This is a genomic window from Novosphingobium umbonatum (genome assembly GCF_004005905.1).
Classification (GTDB): Bacteria; Pseudomonadota; Alphaproteobacteria; order Sphingomonadales; family Sphingomonadaceae; genus Novosphingobium; species Novosphingobium umbonatum.
In genome coordinates, this window is the sequence record NZ_SACO01000001.1 from 373,884 (window position 1) to 390,992 (window position 17,109).

Genomic DNA, 17,109 nt, shown 5'->3' on the forward strand with positions numbered 1-17,109 from the left:
AGATTGCGACAGAACCGGCTTGACAGACTAACGTATAGCGTGGCCCGCTGGCCTCAAAGGATCTCCGCCACGTCTTTTAACGCATTGCGCAAACGATCGAGCGCCTGCGCTTTCAACTGGTGAACGCGCGGGATGGAGACGGACAGCACCTCGGCGATTTCGGCCAGATTGAGCTCTTCGACAAAATAGAGCTGGATCACCATCTGCAAACGCTCGGGCAAATCGCCGATGGCGCCCGCCACGCTGGAACGCATCTGCTCATCGGCCAGCAAGTCCAGACTATCGGGCCTTTCATCGGCAAAGGCAGGATTGCTGTCCGAATAGGCGTCATCAATATTTTCAAAACGCAAAGGTTCCGACGAAGAGCGCAAGGCTTCCAACTCCCCTAGAGTAATCCCCATGGCGGCGGCCAGTTCGGTATCATGCGGTTCACGGCCCAATTGGCCGGTCAGGACTTGCGCCTTTTCGCGCATCATCCTTCGGCGCTCGACCGCCCCGCGGGACAAAGGCACATGGCGGCGGATCAGATCGACCATCGCCCCGCGCACCCGCATCTTGGCATAGGCGGCAAAGCCATCCTCGCCCGGCCCGTTATGCCGCTGTGAACATTCGGTCAGCGCGACAAGGCCCGCCTGCATCAGGTCCTCCACCTCGATGCCATCGCGGCCAGACCCTTGCAGATGCCACGCCAGTCGGCGCACCATGGGCAGAAAGCGGCGGACGCGGTCGGCGGTGTCTCCAGCATAGGCATCGCGGGCGGTGCGGTCACGGCGCGGACCGGGGCCAGCATAGGCGCGCACGGCCCCTGCCCTGCGGGCGCTGACCGGAGGACCGGACGGGGTAGCGGGCAAGTTTGGCATATCCTCCGGCGCTTTCACCGGCTGCGGGCCACCATCAACTTGCGGAACAAAGGCTTTGGGATCGTGCTTCATGCGGCCATTCTTTCGGGCTGCGTGGTGTTGTGGGCGGCGTCAGGAGCGGGCAGCCCCCTCGGCGCTGGAGGCTCTCCACCCACCACGGCGATCACTTCGACAGGTTGTGTTTCGGGCAATTCGGCAATGGACATCACCACACAGCCGGGGCTGCGCAGGCGGAGCAGGCCCGCCATGGCGCGGCGCAGGCGCGGTTGGACGATCAGGGCGACGCTGGAACCGGGGCCGCGCTGGGACAGGATGGCACTCATCCGCTCGCCAATGGTGCGGGCCAGATCGGGCTCGACCACAGGCTGACCGGTCACCGGATCGATCATGCCATTGGCAATCGTGGCCTCCAGCCCTGCTTCCAGCGTTACGACCGGCAGACGGTCGCTGGGCGAGCAGACGCGGGCGACAATTTGCGAGCCCAGATCGGCGCGGACCAGATCGACGATGCGGTCGTGTTCCTGCGTCTGCTGCACGGCCACGGCAATGCTGGACAGGATGGGCAGAGGATGGGCGATCGAGATGCCGTCTTCCAGCAGGTTGCGCAGCAGGCGGGTCATACCGGCCAGCGTCAGCGGGCTTGGGTAGACGGTTTCCACCAGACCTGCATTGCGGGTCTTGAGCGCTTCGAGCAGAGCCTTGACCTCGTCGGGGCTGAGCAGGGCATGCGGGCGTTCGGCCAGCAACTGGTTGAGCTGGGTGGCAATGATCGTGCTGGCATCGACGGTCAGATAGCCCTCGGCAATCGCCAGATCGCGCTGCGCCGGTTCGATCCACAAGGCAGGGCAGCCAAAGGTGGGATCGGACGTGGGTACGCCTTGCAGATTGGCGCGGGGGTTGGCCTCGCCAGCGTCAATCGCCAGCACCTTGTCCACGCGGATCGTTGCCCCGCCAATCGCCACCCCGCCCAGCAGGATGCGATAATCATTGGGCGGCACATCCAGCGAGTCACGGACGCGGAAGGGCGGGACGATAAAGCCGAAGCCTTGCGAGAGCTGTTTGCGCACACCGGTAACCCGGCTGACCAGCGGAGCCCCGCGGCGTTCGTCCACCAGCTGCACCAGACCATAGCCCAGCTCGATAGTGACCAGCGTGTGATCGGACACTTCCTCCAGCGTGATCTTGGACGGATCGACCTTGACCGGCGGCGGGGGAGCGGCGGCAATCGCCTTGGCGCGGTCTTCGCGGGCTTTCAGCTTGCGCCACAGAAAGAAGGCGGCGGCCGAAGCAGGCAGGAACACCGTCTGCGGCATGGCGGGGATCATGCCAATCGCGCCCAGAATGCCCGCCACCGGCAACCATGTGTGCGGATCGGCAAACTGGCCGCCGATCTGTCCGGCAAGGTCGCGGCTGTCGGTAACGCGGGTGACGATGACAGCGGCAGCAATCGAGAGCAGCAGCGCAGGCACCTGCGCCACCAGCGCGTCGCCAATGGCAAGGCTGATATAACTAGAGGCCGCATCGCCCGCCGACATGCCATGCGAGATCATGCCAAGGCAGAAACCGGCGATAACGTTGACGCCAAGGATCAGCAGCGCGGCAATCGCGTCGCCTTTCACGAATTTGCTGGCACCATCCATCGAACCGTAAAAGTCAGCCTCGGTGGTGACTTCGCGGCGACGGGTGCGCGCTTCATCCGCCGTGATCAGGCCACCGGCCAGATCGGCGTCAATCGCCATCTGTTTGCCGGGCATAGCGTCCAAAGTGAAACGGGCCGACACTTCCGACACGCGGCCCGCACCCTTGGTAATCACCACCATATTGATGATCATCAGGATGAGGAACACGAAGATACCGACCGCGAAATTGCCACCGATCAGGAAGGCGCCAAAGGCCTCGATCACATGGCCTGCCGCTGCCGATCCTTCATGCCCATGCACCAGCACCACGCGGGTGGAGGCGACGTTCAGCGCTAGGCGCAGCAAGGTGGCGAACAGCAAGACGGTGGGGAAGGACGAGAAATCCAGCGGCTTGGCCGCGTTCATCGAAGCCATCAACACCGCCACCGAAAGGGCGATGTTGAACACGAAGAACAGATCCAGCATCACCGCAGGGATCGGCACCACCATCAATACGATGATGGTCAAAATGCCCGCCGGTAGCAGCAGCGATTGCGGGCTGGCGACAGATAGCAACTTGTTCATGCCATTCCCTGCTTAAAGACCCAGCGCCTTAAGGCTGCTGTAGGCGTTGCGGACGAATTGCGGGGCGGGAGCCAGAGCATTGCCCACCGCGCCAAAGGCGGCTTCCAACGTATCGGCCATGGAACGCACCGGCGCGAAGGAGGTGCCGCCCATTTCCTGACGGGCACTGGCGAATTCTTGCGCGATGGGGCCGCCAAACGGTTCGGCCGGGGCCTGATTGGCACCCAAGGGACCAAAACCAGGCTGGGCCACCGAGGCGTAATCCAGATTGCCATAACCAACTCCGGCCATGGCCAGCGAGTCAAAGCCGCCAGCGCCGCCCTCGGCCTGCATGGCATTGTTCATGCGGTTGCGCAGCATGGCCATCACCTGACCCACCGAGCGCGGGCTGCCGCTATCGTCAAAGAAGATCGAGCGGTTGGCCCCCGCCGCGCGCGGCAGAACGGCCGCTGCCGATTGCGAGGGATCGGTGTTGAGCGCGGAGAGGAACTTACCCGCGCCTTCGACGCCAAGGAAATGCGCCAGATACAATTCGGTCGAGTCAGGCTGCCGCCCAAGAATGCCGGTCAGGGCATTCTGGTTATCGCTGGCCAGACTGGCCGCCATCATGGCGGAAGCATCGGGATCGTGGCGCAAGGCCAGCAATTGCGCCCGCGAGGTTGGATCGGCCAAACCAACGCCTCCTGCGCCAATGCCCAGCATGCCGCCATGCTTTTGCACCGTATCCAGCCAAGTGGCATTGGTGAATTGATACAGGCCAGCCGCGCTGGAGGTGGAGGCCCGCGCATTGGGGTTCAGACTGGATTCCAGCCTTGCCTGCGCCAGCATATAGGAGAAGTCCACGCCTTTGGCCTGCGAGGCTCGCGCAATGGCAGCACGCACGCTATCGGTGGTATCGCCGGTCTGGCCGGAAGCGGTGGAAGGCAGCCATCCGGCGGCCCATGTATCTGGCTGACTCAAGCCTAGCTCCTGAGGCAAAAGGGTTCGGAGCCATTGAAGCAAAGCGCGTGCCAATTGCGCCGCGCCAGGAGCCAGATTTGCGCAAGGCATAGAAAAACCCCGCAAAATCGTCCTGAAGGGCCGATCGGGCGGGGTTAACAAAAACTTGTGATTTAGGGCTTTTGCCGGATAGCGGCGGCGCTTTGCCGGATGCTGCCGCCCTGCCGGATTGTAGCCATTTGCCGGAAACAGATGTCCAATTGCCACAGACAAACCCCGCCAGCCCGTACATGGCTGGCGCAAGGCCGGACAGAAGCGGGAATCCGGCCCGAGAGCAGGATTGGCCTTAGCCGCGTGCTCCGGCGTAGGCATAGGCCGCGGGCGCTCCGGGGGCGCGATAAAGCGCACCACGGCCGGTCAGAGCCTCCAGACGCGCGGCCACATTGGCCGAAATCAGATTGCGCACCTGACGGTTCACCTCGTTGAGGCGCTTGGCCGCTTCGAGCAGGCCGCGGCATTCCTCGTCCATCTCGGCCGGATTGGAACTTTCCAGCGTGTCGCACAGCGAGGTTTTGTTATAGGCCGAGCCCATAATGCCATCGAGGTCCAGCTCGGACAGAGCCTGCCGTTCTTCCTGCAAAACGGCAACCATCTGCCGCAGATTGTCGCGCAGCGAGGCCGAGGGTTTGGAACGCTTGGTCGTCTTGCTCATTTCGCCACTCGCAACAACATGCCCGCCGCGATCATCGCATCGCTGATCTTGGTGGGGATGACAGGATAGTTACCGTTCTCGATCGCCTTTTTGATGGTGGCCACACGTTCAGCGTCCACAGGCACAGTGCCCGCGCTCAACGTAGTGCTCGACACCACCGAGGCCTGGTCACCGCTGGCGACCGGAACGCTCGACACATTATTGGCAATGGCGCTGGACGAGCCCGCACCCTTATCGGTCGCGCTCAGGCCCCGCACCGCATTGACTTCGACATTTGGCCCAGAACCAATGCCAGGGCCGGATCCAATACTGGACATCGCACCGCTCCTTGCTTCTTACACGAACAAGAACGGTCTGGGCGGGGAGGTGTTAAGGGCTGGCCGGAAAATTTTTGCGGAACTTTGCCGCTTTTTGCCGGAACACAGCATCAATGGCCTGGCGCTATATGCCAAGCCATTGGTGAAAATAACGCTTATTCAGCGAGTCAAAGGTGTAGGGGATAAGACTCAGATGCCCGATGGATCAGGTCCGCGCCTTGAATCAGTTCTGGCCGGTCGCTCAGTTCCGCAGGGGAACTTCCACTTCACCGGGACGAACAACCCGCCCGCGCATGGCATCGCCACGCGGCGAGCCATCCTTCAACCCGCGCACGCGGATCCAGTCGCCCACAGCGCCCGCATCCATCGCCTCGCCCGGTTGCGACACGGCAAAGCCATCGCCCACCACCGAGATCGACACCGCCTCGCCGCGCATGACAATCACCTGCCCGCCTTCCTCGACACGCACCGGCACAAAGATGCGCCAGCTGCCCGGATCGGGACATTGCACCGATACGCTGTCGCGCCGCGTGGTGCGCCATGACAGGGCCAAGGGGGACCGGCAAGAATTGAGCCGCAACCGGCGATCAACCGGCATCATTGCGCCGCCGCTTTGCCCGATCGATTTGCCGGTAAAGGCCGAAACCTCACGGTCGATCTCGGTCAGATCGGTGAAGGGCGAAGCGGGCGTGTTGGCATAGGCGGCACTGGCGGGCATTGGGCAAAGCCATGCAAGGCCAGCGGCCAGAATTACCGAGCGGGTCAGGATAGCTTTAGGCGACATCATGCGGTTGCTCACTCTTGCAGCGCGGGTGGGCCGGAGGGTCCACTCACCATTGCCAGAGGTAAAGCAAATCTTGTGCCATTTATGGAGGAGTGACGGTTATGGAGGAGTGGCGCCCGCATTCTGGTCAAAGGCCAGAGCCGCTACGGCTTCCAGACGTTCCTCCTGCGCCGATGGCTCCAGAATGATCCGCGCCCGCGCCCCTGTTGGCCCGCCAAACTCCCGCGCAGATGCTGCCAAAGCGCTGCCCTGCGCCAAGGCGGCGGCCTGCTGCCCCGGATTATAGCGCAAGGTAATCGTCAATTGCTGGCGCGGGTCGGGCTGCTGGCTGGCAATCCACGGCCCCAGCGCCGGCCCATCGGGGGCAAAGCGCCAAACCGCCAAGGGCTCGGACTGCACCGGCGGCTCCGGCGCTGCGGCGGGAGGCGGAGCGGAAGGCTCTTTAGGCTTGGTTGGCGCATCGGCCATGGCCGCAGCGGTGACCATGAACAGGATCAGCGCCAGATCGGCCAGCATCGTCTGCCAGCTCACCCCGCTGCGCGGCACGAATAGAGCGCCGCCTTCTTCCAGCCGCGAAACAGTCACGCCGCGTTGCCTGTCCGTTGCATCATGATGTCATAGACCTCGCCCGCTTTGGGGCCTTGGGCATCATGGTGGAATTCTGCGGGCACAGGCACGGGCTGTTCGGCATGGCGCCGGTCGTGCCGGACCATAAAAGCATCGGCCAGTTCATATTCGACCCAGTCGATCAAGGCCTGCCGTTCAACTTCCTCGGTCCTTGCGCGGCGCTCGATCAACCGCGCTAAGGGGGCCAGCAGCAGATTGGCCGCCATCAGACCATAAAGCGTGGCATGCACCGCCATGCCGATCGCCACCATATAGGCGCTGCGGTCGATCCCGTCGGACGGCATTTTGGACAAAGACAGCAAAGTGCCCGCCAGACCAAACACCGGCGCCAGTTCAGCCGCCTGTAACAGCGTGCGGATCGCCGCCTCGGCCGGGGCCAGACGCAGGCGGCGCTGTTCGGCCAGCACCGCCTTGAACGCCGCCACCGAGCGTTTGCCCACCAAAGCATGGAGCGCGGCATCAAAATCGGCATCGCCTGTGGGCAAGGGATCAGAGCGCAGCAAACCATCCTGCTGGATGTCGCGCACCACTCTGGCCATGCGGGCCCGCACATTGCCGCCATTATAGGCGCTGCGTTTGCCCAAAGCCCGCCCCAGCGAGGTGAACGTATCGCCCACATCCCCCAGACCACAGCGCAGCAAAGTGCCCAGCAGCGTGCCGCCCAGAACAATCGTGGCGGTGGTTCCATCGAACATGCTGGCAAGATTCATCGCGTGACCATGGAGATTGCGTGCCTTTCACTTCCTCCCGCCAAGAACGGCAAGGCAGGCAAAAACATTAAGCCCGCGGGACAGGATTTGCCGCCGACCGGCAAGCGCCTGCCGCCCATCCTGCAAAAGCCCCGAAAACAGGGGGCAAGCCAGCATAAAAACCACCAATCCGGCCCACATCACGAAATTGGCACGCCCTTTGCTTTTCCATCAGGGCCAATCCCTTTTCCGCGAGGAATGGAAGAAATTATGAGTGATCCTGCGAGCAATACCGGCCTGTTTGGCGTCCATGGCATGGCGCTGGAACTGCGTGCGCAGCGCATGGGCGTGTTGACCTCCAACATCGCCAATGCCGCCACGCCCGGTTACAAGGCCAAGGACATTGACTTCAATTCGGCGCTGAAGGCCCGCATCAATGGCGCCTCCACCGAAAAGGCCAGCCAGGCCGCGGTGCAATATCGCGTGCCGGTCATGCCCAGCCTGGATGGCAACACGGTGGAAATGGGCGTCGAACAGGTCGCCTTCTCGCAGAACTCGGTCGGCTATTCCTCCACCCTCACCTTTCTGACCGCGCGCGTTGACCAGATCAAACGCGCTATCAAGGGAGACTGACCATGGCTGGCACCGCCCCCATGAACCTGTTCGACGTGGCCGGTCGGGCCATGTCCTCGCAGCTGGTGCGTATGAACACCGCCGCTTCCAATCTGGCCAATGCCGGCGTGGTATCCGCCACCGAGCAGGATGCCTATCGCCCGCTCAAGGCGGTGTTCGCCGAACAGGTCGACAAGGCCAACGGCCTGTCTACCGTCAAGGTTTCCGGCGTTTACCGTTCCAGCGCCACCCCGATCCGCGAGCATAGCCCCGGCCATCCTCTAGCCGACGCCAATGGCGATGTGTGGGCCGCGCCCGTCGATGAAAATGCCGAGATGGTCGAGATGCTCGATTCCTCGCGGCAGTACCAAAACCTCGTCGAAACCCTCTCCACCGCCAAGCAGCTCATGCTCGACACCATAAGGATGAAGTGATGACCACTGTTTCCTCCACCTCTTCGACCACATCGACCACCGGCACCAGTTCGACCAGCTCGACCTCCAGCGCCAGTTCGCTCGGCTTTTCCGATTTCATCAGCCTGCTGACCACGCAGCTGAAATATCAGGACCCGACCGAACCGACCGACAACAGCCAGATGGTGGCCCAGATGGCCCAGTTCTCGACCCTGTCGGGCATTTCCAGCCTCAACACCACCTCGACCGAGATGAATGACCAGCTCCAGACGCTGACCGATCTGAACAACAATATGACGGTCATCGCCGACAAGCTGGACACGATCATCGCCTCGCAAAGCGCCGCCGGAACCTCGACCACCACGGCCTGAGCCTGATCGCCACAATTTCCCACCCACGACCAAAAGGACACCCCCATGGCCTTCACGATTTCTCTCAACGGTTTGAAAAACGCCCAGACTGAACTGGACGTCATCTCGAACAATCTGGCCAATGCCGAAACCACCGGTTTCAAGAAAAGCCGCGTGAATTTCTCGGATCTGGTCGCCGGTTCGGCCTATACCAACCCCAAGCTGGTGCAGGGCATCGGCTCGATGGTGAAGTCGATTGAACAGAACTTCACCAGCGGCCCGATGATGGCCACCGGCGCTGCGCTGGATATGGCGATCAATGGCGAAGGTTTCTACACGCTGGAAAACCCGTTGACCGGCGAATTGATGTATACCCGCAATGGTTCGTTCAGCACCGACAGCGATGGCTATATCGTCGATCCGAACAACAACCGCCTGCAATTGCTGGCCTATGACTCGGCTTCTGGCACCTATGCCACCACCCCCAGCAGCATCCAGCTGACCGCCGACAATGCCTCGGGCGGCAAATATGCAGGCGTGCAGATCAAGACCGATGGTTCGATTGTCGTCTCCTATGACGACAGCACCACCGCCACGATCGGCAAGGTCGCGCTGGCATCCTTCGCCTCGACCAGCGGGTTGTTGCAAACCGGCAACCAGAACTGGAAGGCCACCGGCCTGTCGGGCATGGCCAACTATAACCAGCCCACCACGGGCGGCATGGGCCAGATCCTGTCGGGCGAGTTGGAAGGTTCCAACGTCGATATGGCCACCGAAATGGTGAACCTCATCACCGCCCAGCGTTATTTCCAGTCGAATGCCAAGGCGATCGACACCTCCACCGCCATCTCCGACGCGGTGATCAACCTGCGCTCGTAAGGGTAAGATATGGACCGGCTGATCTACACGGCGGTGTCCGGCATGACAGACTCGATGACCCGCGAAAGGGTTATCGCGTCCAACATGGCCAACGCCCAGACCGTCGGCTTCAAAGCCGAAATGCTCTATACCACGCCTATCACGCTCAAAGGCCCCTCGCTCGAAGCGCGGGCCATGGCCGAAGGCGAGGTCAAGGGCGCGAATATGGACGCTGGCGCCATGACCGCCACGGGCCGCAAGCTGGACATTGCCATGCGAGGCGATGACCTGATGGCGGTTCAAGCGCAGGATGGCACCGAAGCCTATACCCGCCGTGGAGATCTGACCGTATCGCCCACGGGCGTTCTGGAAAATGGAGACGGGCGTCCGGTGATCGGCAATGGGGGGCCGATCACCGTGCCGCTCGACGCGCAAATCTCGCTGGGCCCTGATGGCTCGGTCTTGGTGGCCAATCCGGAAACCCCCAATCTGCCCCCGCAGCCGGTGGACAAGATCAAGCTGGCCAGCCCCGCTGGCAGCTCGATCTCCAAAGGCCTGGACGGCCTGTTCCGCGTGGTGGGTGGCGGCGTGCTGCCCAATGACGAAAACGGGCAAGTGGTGGTCGGCAGTCTGGAACAATCCAACGTCAACCCCACCGATGTGCTGACCGAGATGATCCGCTCGCAGCGCCTGTTCGATATCCGTACCAAGCTGATCGCCACCGCCCGCGATGTCGATCAATCCAGCACGGCGCTGCTGCGCATTTCCGGCACCTCTGGCTGATTTTAGATAAAAGGGAAAAAGCCCATGTCCTCCTCCGCCCTGCAAGTCGCCCGTACCGGTCTGGAAGCGCAAGACACGCGTATGCGCGTCATTGCCAACAATCTGGCCAACGTGGCGACCACCGCCTATAAACGCGACCGCGCCAATTTCTCGACGCTGGCCTATCAGGACCTGCGCGTGGCGGGTCAGCAATCGTCCAACCAGTCCACTTTCGCCACCGGCCTCAACCTTGGCACCGGTGTGGGTGTGCAATCGACCACCCGCATCGACGAGCAGGGCACGATGAGCTCGACCGGCAATGCGCTGGATCTGGCGGTTTCGGGCGCGGGCTATTTTCAGGTGCTGTTGCCCACCGGCAATCTGGCCTATTCGCGGGCGGGCAATTTCTCGCTCTCGGCCGAAGGACAGCTGGTCAATTCCTCGGGCTATGTGGTGCAACCGGCAATCACCATTCCCACCGGCGCCACCTCGATCACCGTTTCGGATGACGGCACGGTTTCGGCCATCCTGCCCGGTTCGGGCGTGGCCACACAGGTGGGCCAGCTGACCATCGCCAGCTTTCCCAACCCCACCGCTTTGCAGGCTTTGGGCGACAATCTCTATCAGGAAACCGGCGCCAGCGGCGTGGCCCAGATCGGCCAGCCCGGCACGGCGGGGCGCGGCTCGTTGAAACAGGGCTATCTGGAACAGTCCAACGTCAACATCGTGACCGAACTGGTGGACATGATCGAATGCCAGCGCGCCTACGAGATCAATTCCAAGATGATCTCCTCGGTCGATGAAATGCTCAAAAACGCCAACCAGACGCTGTGAGACAGATGATGAACCGCCCCTCGCTCCTTGCCCTGTGCACCATGCTGGCGCTGGTCGCCGCACCGGCGCAGGCCGGACGCCGCCCTTCCAAAGGCTTCGATGCCACCCTGCCCGCCATGCCGGGCAATGCTCCGGCGGCCGATGGCGCCATTTTCTCGGCGGCCATGGGTTACGTGTCGCTGGTGTCGGGCGCGCGGGCACAGCGGGTGGGCGATGTTCTGACCATCCTGCTGAGCGAAAGCACCAGCACCACCAAGTCGGCCGCGAACAAAAGCTCACGCGCGGGCAGCACCGCCCTTACCCCGCCCTCGGTCGGACCGCTGGCAATTACACCGGGCACCCTTAATGCTTCAGGTTCCGCGTCGTTCAATGGTGCGGGGAATGCCTCGCAGACGAACACGTTCAATGGCGTGATTGCCGTCACCATTGCCGAAGTCCGCCCCAACGGCACCGCGCTGGTGCGAGGAGAGAAACGCATGCTGCTGAGCCAGGGCAAGGAGTGGATCCAGTTTTCTGGCATCGTGCGCCTTGCCGACGTGGACGGGGCCAATCAGGTGCTGTCCAGTCAGGTGGCCGATGCACGGATCGAATATGCTGGCGATGGCACCGTGGCGCAAAGCGCGCGCGAAGGCTGGCTGCACAAGTTCTTCAGCTACATCAGCCCGTTCTGATGGAGAGGCCCGCCATGCGTATGATCTCCCGCCTTATCCTTTTTATCGCCGCCATGATGATGGCCGCCCCGCTGCATGCCGAACGTGTGCGCGATCTGGGCAGCTTTCAAGGCGTGCGTAGCAACCAGCTCACCGGCTATGGCATTGTGGTCGGCCTTGATGGCACCGGCGATGATACGCTGGAATATCTGACGCAGGCGATGAAGGGCGTGTCGGGCCGGATGGGCCTGCAATTGCCGCCCGGCGTTGCGCCCGGCCTGAAAAATGCCGCTGCCGTGCTGGTCACCGCCGACCTGCCCGCCTTTGCCAAGCCGGGTCAGCGGATCGACATTACTGTCTCTGCCATCGGCAAGGCAAAGTCCTTGCGCGGCGGGGCGCTGATCCTGACGCCCATGTATGGTGCCGATGGCCAGATTTACGCCATGGCACAGGGCAACCTTGCCGTGGGTGGTCTGGGCATTGCCGCCAAGGATGGCTCGCAGCTTTCGGTCAATATCCCCACCACGGGCCGCATTGCCGAAGGGGCCAGCGTCGAACGCGCGGTGAGCACCGGTTTCGAAAAGGCGCCCTTGCTGCGTTACAACCTCAACACCGCCGATTTCCTGACCGCCCAGCGCGTGCGCGATGCGATCAACACCCGCTTCCCCGGCATGGCCGCCGCCGAAGATGCCGTGACCGTGGCGCTGCGCCTGCCCGATGGGGCCGATACGCGCTCGTCCATTCTGGCCGCGGTGGAAATGATCGATGTGACGCCTGCCGAGGCTGCTGCCCGCGTGATCGTCAACAGCCGCACCGGCACAGTGGTGATCAACAATGCGGTGCGCCTGTCGCCCGCCGCTGTCAGCCATGGCAAATTGACCGTGCGGATCGATGAAAAGCCCCGCGTCTCGCAACCTGCGCCTTTCAGCAACGGCCAGACCACCGTCACGCCCAACAGCAACATCAGCGCCGAGGAAGAAAAGGCCCATGTTGCGATGCTGAAAGGTGGCACCTCGCTGTCCAAGATCGTCGATGCGCTGAACCTGCTGGGCGTCACGCCGTCCGACCTGGTGGCGATCCTCGAAGCGCTCAAACAGTCCGGCGCGCTCAAGGCGGAGATGGTGGTGATATGAGCAAGATTTCGACCTCGCCCGTCTCCAGCACGGCAACCGAGACCACATCCACCTCGGCCAACAGCGCCCAGATCAAGCAAGCGGCACAGAAGTTTGAATCCATGCTGCTGCGCCAGATGCTGTCCGAAGCGCGCAAGGTCGATTTCGGAAACACGCTGTTCACCAACGAAGGCACCAAAACCTTCCGCGAGATGCAGGATTCCAATTTCGCCGACACCGTCGCCCAACGCGGCACTTTGGGCTTTGCCAAGATGATCGAGGCGCAATTGACGCGCCAGACGCAAACCACCAGTTCCACCACCGCCCAGGGAGGCGCAAAATGACCTCCAATATGATCCATATCGCCGCCAGTGGCACCAAGGCCGCCCGCGCCGCGCTGGATATTACCGCGCAAAATATCGCCAATGCCTCCACCGCAGGCTATGTCCGCCGCAGCGTGACGCTGTCGGAACTGTCGGTGCAGGATTCGGTGGGCAGCTATGGCGACATCTCGCAATTTGGTGTGCGGGTGGCGGGCATTGTGCGCAATGCCGACGCTTTCCTGCAATCGGAGGTGCGACGCACCGCTTCGGATTCCAGCCGCGCCGATACGCTGGTCAGCGGGCTGACCAATGTCAGCAATGCGGTGGAAACTTCGGGCGTCTATGACTCGCTGATCAATTTTCAGGCCGCGCTGACCAAGCTGACCTCCACGCCCACCGATTCCGCCCTGCGCGCCAATGCGCTGGAAAGCGGTAAGACCTTGGCGCAGAGCTTCAACGTAGCCGCCAAATCCCTGCAATCGGCCATCACCGGCATGCAGGAAGGCGCTTCCGATGGCGTCAGCAATCTGAACGATCTGGCCACCAGTCTGGCCAAGCTGAACATGACCATCGCCACCGACACCGATCCGGCCAGCAATAGCGCCACGCTGCTCGACCAGCGCGATGCCATTCTGGAAAAGATGTCGAAGATCGCCGATATCACCACCACGTTCAACGCCAATAACACCGTCTCGGTGCAACTGGGCGGTTCGAGCGGGCCTGCACTGGTCAGCAATATCACCGCTGGCACCGTGACCATGGCCACCGCAACCAGCGGCGCGATCAGCTTCTCGGTCGGATCCCTGCCCGCCACTTTGTCGGGCGGAACGCTGGCCGGTTATCAGCAAGGGATTGCCGCAGGTATCAGCGCGATGGACGATCTGGACACTCAGGCTCAAGACCTGATGGATCTGATCAACACCGCGCAGGCTGCCGGCGTTGACCTGAACGGCACCACCGGCACCGCGATGTTCAGCGGCACGGGCGCAGCCGACATGGCGGTTTCCTTAACCAGCGGCAGCCAGATCGCCGCCGCCCCTTCGGGCTCGGCCGCCAACAGCATGAATGCGTCAAACCTGACCAGCATGTTGAGCACGATGAGCACCGACAAGACCAGCGGCAACCTCAACGATCTGATTTTCCAGCTGAACAGCGCGGTTTCCAGCAACACCACCACCCGCGATACGTTGGAAACCATCGCCTCGAACGCCTCGACCGCGCTGGCCAGCCAGGCCGGTGTCGACCTTGATACCGAAGCGGCCAATCTGGTCAGATACCAACAGGCCTTTCAGGCTTCGGGTAAGGTCATTCAGGTAGCTAATACTCTCTTCGACCAATTGCTGAATCTGTAAGGAGGACTCTTGCGATGACCAGTGTGAGCACCAGTGCCTTCTACGATGGCGCCGTCTATAATCTGACCAAGCTGCGCAAGCAGACCGAGGATCTGCAGGTCCAGATCAGCACCGGCGACAAGATCGTACGTTCCTATGATGACCCCTTGGCCGCCGCGCAAATGCGCGCACTGCAGGCCTCGGACACTTTGGCCAAGGCCGATACGTCGAACACCACGATGGCCAAGACGCGCCTGACGCAGACCGACAGCACCCTGTCCGAATTTTCCAATATTGTGATCGACATCCAGAGGCTGGCCACGCAGGCCGCTTCCTCGACGCTCAGCACGACCGACCGTGCCGCTGTGGGCGCCCAGATCGCAGCCTATTACAACAACCTGACCAATCTGGCCAATGTGAAGGACACCAATGGCGATGCCCTGTTCGCGGGGCAGGGTACCGGTGCTGCCTATACTTTGGACGCTTCGGGCAATGCCACCTATAATGGTTCGGCCAGCGCGGCGACGATTGATCTCGGCCCCGGCCTGTCGGTGACCACGGGTGTCACCGGCCCTGAATTCCTGACCTTCACCTCGGGCGGCACGTCGAAGGATCTGCTCTCGGTGGTCAAGAATCTGGCCAGTGCCCTGCAGAATCCCACCTCCACCGCCGATGCTATCGCCGCGGCCCAAGGCGCCCTGACCGATCTGAGCGCGGGGTTGGAAGCGGTGACCACCACCCAGACCGTGGTGGGTGCCCGTCTGGCCTGGGTGAACACCACCACCGACATGCAGACCCAGATGAAAACCCAGCGCGCCAATCTGCAAAGCGCCATTGGCGGGACGGATATTACCGAGGCCGCCGCTAAACTAACCCAGCAAATGACCGTTCTGGAAGCCAGTCAGGCCAGCTTTGTCAAACTGGCCAATCTCTCGCTCTTCTCGATGCTGAACTAGAGCTTCTGGCTTTCCGGTTCACCCTCATCTTGCTTACTCGGGGTAGTTCGCCATGTTTCCCGTTATTGGTCTAGTCGTCCTCTTCGGTGCCGTTTTTGGTGTTTTCGCCATGACCGGCGGCGCACTTGGCCCCGTGTTCGAGGCCATTCCGCACGAAATGGCGACGATTGGCGGCGCGGGTATCGCGGCACTGATCATCGGTAATGACATGCATGGCCTCAAAGCGCTGGGTGCCGGTTTTGGCAAAGTGTTCAAAGGTCCACGCCATAACAAGCAGGACCATATTGACGTTATTGCCCTGACCACCAAGCTGATGAAGCTGCTGCGCACCGAAGGCCCTGTGGCGATGGAAAGCCATGTGCAGGACCCCAAAAGCTCGGCCATCTTTGCCGAATATCCGCGTCTGCTGGCCAACCATGAATTGACCGCGCTGATCTGCGATACGCTGACGCTGATCGTGGTGTCGTCGGGCACGCTGGAAGTGCATGCGGTCGAAGACGTGATGGACAATGCCATCAAGACCCATATGACCGGCCTTGAACACCCCCAGCATGCCATTCAGGGCCTGGGTGACGCGCTTCCCGCACTGGGCATTGTGGCCGCCGTGTTGGGCGTGGTGAAAACCATGGGCTCTATCGACAAGCCGCCAACGGTGCTGGGTGCGATGATCGGTTCGGCTCTGGTGGGTACCTTCATGGGCGTTATGATGGCCTATGGCATCGTGGGCCCGATGGCAGGCCGCCTGCAACAGGTAAACGAGGCCGACGCCCAGATCTTCCATTGCGTCAAGCAGGTGATCATCGCCAGCCTGCATGGCTGGCCCCAGCCGCTGGTGGTGGAAAGCGCCCGCTCTGGCCTTTCGCATGATTACCGCCCCGGCCTTTCGGAACTGCTCGACGCGCTGCGCGGTCGTTAAAGGGGGACTAAACCTATGGCCCCGCCCAAAAAGCCCGGCAAAAACGAGATACCGGCACCGATCATTGTCAAGAAGATCAATGTGGTGGCTGCCGGTCACCATGGCGGCGCATGGAAAGTGGCCTATGCCGACTTCGTGACGGCCATGATGGCCTTCTTCCTGCTGATGTGGCTGCTGGGCGCGACCACCGAAAAGCAGCGCAAGGGTATTGCCGACTATTTCACCCCCACTTTGGTCACCACCAAAAAGGGCAGCGCAGGCTCCAACGGGTTGCTGGGCGGCTCCTCGCTGACCGAGGTGGACAATTATCCCAACCGTCGTGGCCAGACCGGCACCCGCACGCTGACCATTCCGCGCGATGCCAGCGGCGGCGTGAAGGAAGGCGCCACCAGCGCCAAGAAAGTGGCCAGCGTAACCCAGAAGCTGGCGCAGAAGCTGGAAGCCTCGGAAAAGCTCAAGAAGCTGGCACGCACGCTCAAAGTCACCGCCACGCCCGAAGGCGTGCGGATCGACATGGTGGATGATGCCGATTTCTCGATGTTCCAGCTGGGCACCACTATCCTGACCCCCGATGCCGTGCAATTGCTGCATGCTATTGGCAGCGTGTTGAAGGACGAGGATGGCAATCTGACCATTCGTGGCCATACCGACTCGCTGCAATGGAAGCGTGGCGATGCCACCAACAACTGGTCGCTGTCCGCAGGACGCGCCGAAGCCACCCGTCAGGCGCTGAAGCGCGATGGTCTGGGCGAGACCCGCTTCCGCCGGATCGAGGGCGTGGCCGACCGCGAGCCGCTGATTCAGGACAATCCAGCCGATGCGCGCAACCGCCGCATGTCGATCCTGCTCAATTAAAGGGA

At 62.0% G+C, this 17,109-nt stretch carries 20 protein-coding genes and 1 pseudogene; 13 read left to right on the forward strand and 8 right to left on the reverse strand.

What is annotated here, in order from left to right; all coding sequences use genetic code 11:
- Positions 1-53 precede the first annotated feature (53 nt).
- The 8 genes and pseudogenes from EOE18_RS01620 to EOE18_RS01655 form a co-directional block, all read right to left on the reverse strand.
- Positions 54-932 carry a sigma-70 family RNA polymerase sigma factor gene (locus EOE18_RS01620; RefSeq protein ID WP_342772618.1) on the reverse strand — a complete coding sequence of 293 codons (879 nt, stop codon included), beginning with the start codon at positions 930-932 and terminating at the stop codon, positions 54-56.
- Positions 929-3,064 (reverse strand): flagellar biosynthesis protein FlhA, encoded by a 2,136-nt coding sequence (locus tag EOE18_RS01625; RefSeq protein WP_127705501.1) that lies wholly within the window; start codon positions 3,062-3,064, stop codon positions 929-931. Before EOE18_RS01625 ends, EOE18_RS01620 begins: the two co-directional genes overlap by 4 nt.
- A gap of 12 nt (positions 3,065-3,076) precedes the next feature.
- Positions 3,077-4,024, reverse strand: coding sequence for a transglycosylase SLT domain-containing protein (locus EOE18_RS01630; RefSeq protein WP_246027197.1), 948 nt, complete (start codon positions 4,022-4,024; stop codon positions 3,077-3,079).
- Positions 4,025-4,349: 325 nt separating this feature from the next.
- The gene (locus EOE18_RS01635; RefSeq protein WP_246027198.1) at positions 4,350-4,715 is read right to left on the reverse strand and encodes a flagellar protein FlgN; all 366 of its coding nucleotides are present in this window, start codon (positions 4,713-4,715) and stop codon (positions 4,350-4,352) included.
- Positions 4,712-5,032 (reverse strand): flagellar biosynthesis anti-sigma factor FlgM, encoded by a 321-nt coding sequence (flgM, locus tag EOE18_RS01640; protein ID WP_127705505.1) that lies wholly within the window; start codon positions 5,030-5,032, stop codon positions 4,712-4,714. The genes EOE18_RS01635 and flgM overlap by 4 nt, the downstream gene beginning before the upstream one ends.
- A 241-nt stretch (positions 5,033-5,273) precedes the next feature.
- Positions 5,274-5,819 carry a flagella basal body P-ring formation protein FlgA gene (locus EOE18_RS01645; RefSeq protein WP_246027199.1) on the reverse strand — a complete coding sequence of 182 codons (546 nt, stop codon included), beginning with the start codon at positions 5,817-5,819 and terminating at the stop codon, positions 5,274-5,276.
- Between the two features lie 96 nt (positions 5,820-5,915).
- The gene (locus EOE18_RS01650; RefSeq protein WP_246027200.1) at positions 5,916-6,401 is read right to left on the reverse strand and encodes a hypothetical protein; all 486 of its coding nucleotides are present in this window, start codon (positions 6,399-6,401) and stop codon (positions 5,916-5,918) included.
- A 185-nt stretch (positions 6,402-6,586) separates the two neighbouring features.
- A pseudogene (locus EOE18_RS01655) lies at positions 6,587-7,153 on the reverse strand (MotA/TolQ/ExbB proton channel family protein); the annotation flags it as partial.
- Between the two features lie 249 nt (positions 7,154-7,402).
- Between EOE18_RS01655 and flgB the strand changes: the two are divergent.
- The 13 genes from flgB to EOE18_RS01720 are packed head-to-tail and all read left to right on the forward strand — an operon-like array spanning position 7,403 to position 17,104.
- Positions 7,403-7,765, forward strand: coding sequence for a flagellar basal body rod protein FlgB (gene flgB / locus EOE18_RS01660; RefSeq protein ID WP_127705509.1), 363 nt, complete (start codon positions 7,403-7,405; stop codon positions 7,763-7,765).
- A 2-nt stretch (positions 7,766-7,767) separates the two neighbouring features.
- Positions 7,768-8,178, forward strand: coding sequence for a flagellar basal body rod protein FlgC (gene flgC / locus EOE18_RS01665; RefSeq protein WP_127705511.1), 411 nt, complete (start codon positions 7,768-7,770; stop codon positions 8,176-8,178).
- Entirely contained in the window at positions 8,178-8,528 is a 351-nt protein-coding gene (locus EOE18_RS01670) for a flagellar hook assembly protein FlgD (protein WP_127705513.1), read from the forward strand. Before flgC ends, EOE18_RS01670 begins: the two co-directional genes overlap by 1 nt.
- Positions 8,529-8,573: 45 nt before the next feature.
- Positions 8,574-9,386, forward strand: a complete 813-nt coding sequence (locus tag EOE18_RS01675; protein WP_127705514.1) for a flagellar hook-basal body protein — start codon at positions 8,574-8,576, stop codon at positions 9,384-9,386.
- Positions 9,387-9,395: 9 nt separating this feature from the next.
- Positions 9,396-10,148, forward strand: a complete 753-nt coding sequence (locus EOE18_RS01680; protein WP_127705516.1) for a flagellar basal body rod protein FlgF — start codon at positions 9,396-9,398, stop codon at positions 10,146-10,148.
- Positions 10,149-10,172: 24 nt separating this feature from the next.
- Positions 10,173-10,961 (forward strand): flagellar basal-body rod protein FlgG, encoded by a 789-nt coding sequence (flgG, locus tag EOE18_RS01685; RefSeq protein WP_127705518.1) that lies wholly within the window; start codon positions 10,173-10,175, stop codon positions 10,959-10,961.
- Positions 10,962-10,966: 5 nt separating this feature from the next.
- A complete protein-coding gene (locus tag EOE18_RS01690; RefSeq protein WP_246027221.1) occupies positions 10,967-11,632 on the forward strand; it encodes a flagellar basal body L-ring protein FlgH in 666 nt (221 codons plus the stop codon).
- 20 nt (positions 11,633-11,652) lie between these two features.
- Positions 11,653-12,744, forward strand: coding sequence for a flagellar basal body P-ring protein FlgI (locus tag EOE18_RS01695; RefSeq protein ID WP_181952994.1), 1,092 nt, complete (start codon positions 11,653-11,655; stop codon positions 12,742-12,744).
- Complete coding sequence (locus EOE18_RS01700; protein ID WP_127705522.1) at positions 12,741-13,067, forward strand: rod-binding protein; 327 nt, start codon at positions 12,741-12,743, stop codon at positions 13,065-13,067. The genes EOE18_RS01695 and EOE18_RS01700 overlap by 4 nt, the downstream gene beginning before the upstream one ends.
- Complete coding sequence (gene flgK / locus EOE18_RS01705; protein WP_127705524.1) at positions 13,064-14,398, forward strand: flagellar hook-associated protein FlgK; 1,335 nt, start codon at positions 13,064-13,066, stop codon at positions 14,396-14,398. The genes EOE18_RS01700 and flgK overlap by 4 nt, the downstream gene beginning before the upstream one ends.
- Positions 14,399-14,412: 14 nt before the next feature.
- Entirely contained in the window at positions 14,413-15,333 is a 921-nt protein-coding gene (locus tag EOE18_RS01710) for a flagellin N-terminal helical domain-containing protein (protein ID WP_127705526.1), read from the forward strand.
- A gap of 52 nt (positions 15,334-15,385) precedes the next feature.
- Positions 15,386-16,249 carry a flagellar motor stator protein MotA gene (gene motA / locus EOE18_RS01715; RefSeq protein ID WP_127705528.1) on the forward strand — a complete coding sequence of 288 codons (864 nt, stop codon included), beginning with the start codon at positions 15,386-15,388 and terminating at the stop codon, positions 16,247-16,249.
- A 15-nt stretch (positions 16,250-16,264) separates the two neighbouring features.
- Complete coding sequence (locus EOE18_RS01720) at positions 16,265-17,104, forward strand: flagellar motor protein MotB (RefSeq protein ID WP_127705530.1); 840 nt, start codon at positions 16,265-16,267, stop codon at positions 17,102-17,104.
- Positions 17,105-17,109: the final 5 nt, after the last annotated feature.

Excerpts from the sequence above, each read along its gene's own strand:
- EOE18_RS01620 (WP_342772618.1), bottom strand. The coding sequence starts at position 932 with ATGAAGCACGATCCCAAAGCCTTTGTTCCGCAAGTTGATGGTGGCCCG.
- EOE18_RS01625 (WP_127705501.1), bottom strand. The coding sequence starts at position 3,064 with ATGAACAAGTTGCTATCTGTCGCCAGCCCGCAATCGCTGCTGCTACCG.
- EOE18_RS01635 (WP_246027198.1), bottom strand. The coding sequence starts at position 4,715 with ATGAGCAAGACGACCAAGCGTTCCAAACCCTCGGCCTCGCTGCGCGAC.
- flgM (WP_127705505.1), bottom strand. The coding sequence starts at position 5,032 with ATGTCCAGTATTGGATCCGGCCCTGGCATTGGTTCTGGGCCAAATGTC.
- EOE18_RS01645 (WP_246027199.1), bottom strand. The coding sequence starts at position 5,819 with ATGATGTCGCCTAAAGCTATCCTGACCCGCTCGGTAATTCTGGCCGCT.
- flgB (WP_127705509.1), top strand. The coding sequence starts at position 7,403 with ATGAGTGATCCTGCGAGCAATACCGGCCTGTTTGGCGTCCATGGCATG.
- flgC (WP_127705511.1), top strand. The coding sequence starts at position 7,768 with ATGGCTGGCACCGCCCCCATGAACCTGTTCGACGTGGCCGGTCGGGCC.
- EOE18_RS01670 (WP_127705513.1), top strand. The coding sequence starts at position 8,178 with ATGACCACTGTTTCCTCCACCTCTTCGACCACATCGACCACCGGCACC.
- EOE18_RS01675 (WP_127705514.1), top strand. The coding sequence starts at position 8,574 with ATGGCCTTCACGATTTCTCTCAACGGTTTGAAAAACGCCCAGACTGAA.
- EOE18_RS01680 (WP_127705516.1), top strand. The coding sequence starts at position 9,396 with ATGGACCGGCTGATCTACACGGCGGTGTCCGGCATGACAGACTCGATG.
- flgG (WP_127705518.1), top strand. The coding sequence starts at position 10,173 with ATGTCCTCCTCCGCCCTGCAAGTCGCCCGTACCGGTCTGGAAGCGCAA.
- EOE18_RS01690 (WP_246027221.1), top strand. The coding sequence starts at position 10,967 with ATGATGAACCGCCCCTCGCTCCTTGCCCTGTGCACCATGCTGGCGCTG.
- EOE18_RS01695 (WP_181952994.1), top strand. The coding sequence starts at position 11,653 with ATGATCTCCCGCCTTATCCTTTTTATCGCCGCCATGATGATGGCCGCC.
- EOE18_RS01700 (WP_127705522.1), top strand. The coding sequence starts at position 12,741 with ATGAGCAAGATTTCGACCTCGCCCGTCTCCAGCACGGCAACCGAGACC.
- flgK (WP_127705524.1), top strand. The coding sequence starts at position 13,064 with ATGACCTCCAATATGATCCATATCGCCGCCAGTGGCACCAAGGCCGCC.
- EOE18_RS01710 (WP_127705526.1), top strand. The coding sequence starts at position 14,413 with ATGACCAGTGTGAGCACCAGTGCCTTCTACGATGGCGCCGTCTATAAT.
- motA (WP_127705528.1), top strand. The coding sequence starts at position 15,386 with ATGTTTCCCGTTATTGGTCTAGTCGTCCTCTTCGGTGCCGTTTTTGGT.
- EOE18_RS01720 (WP_127705530.1), top strand. The coding sequence starts at position 16,265 with ATGGCCCCGCCCAAAAAGCCCGGCAAAAACGAGATACCGGCACCGATC.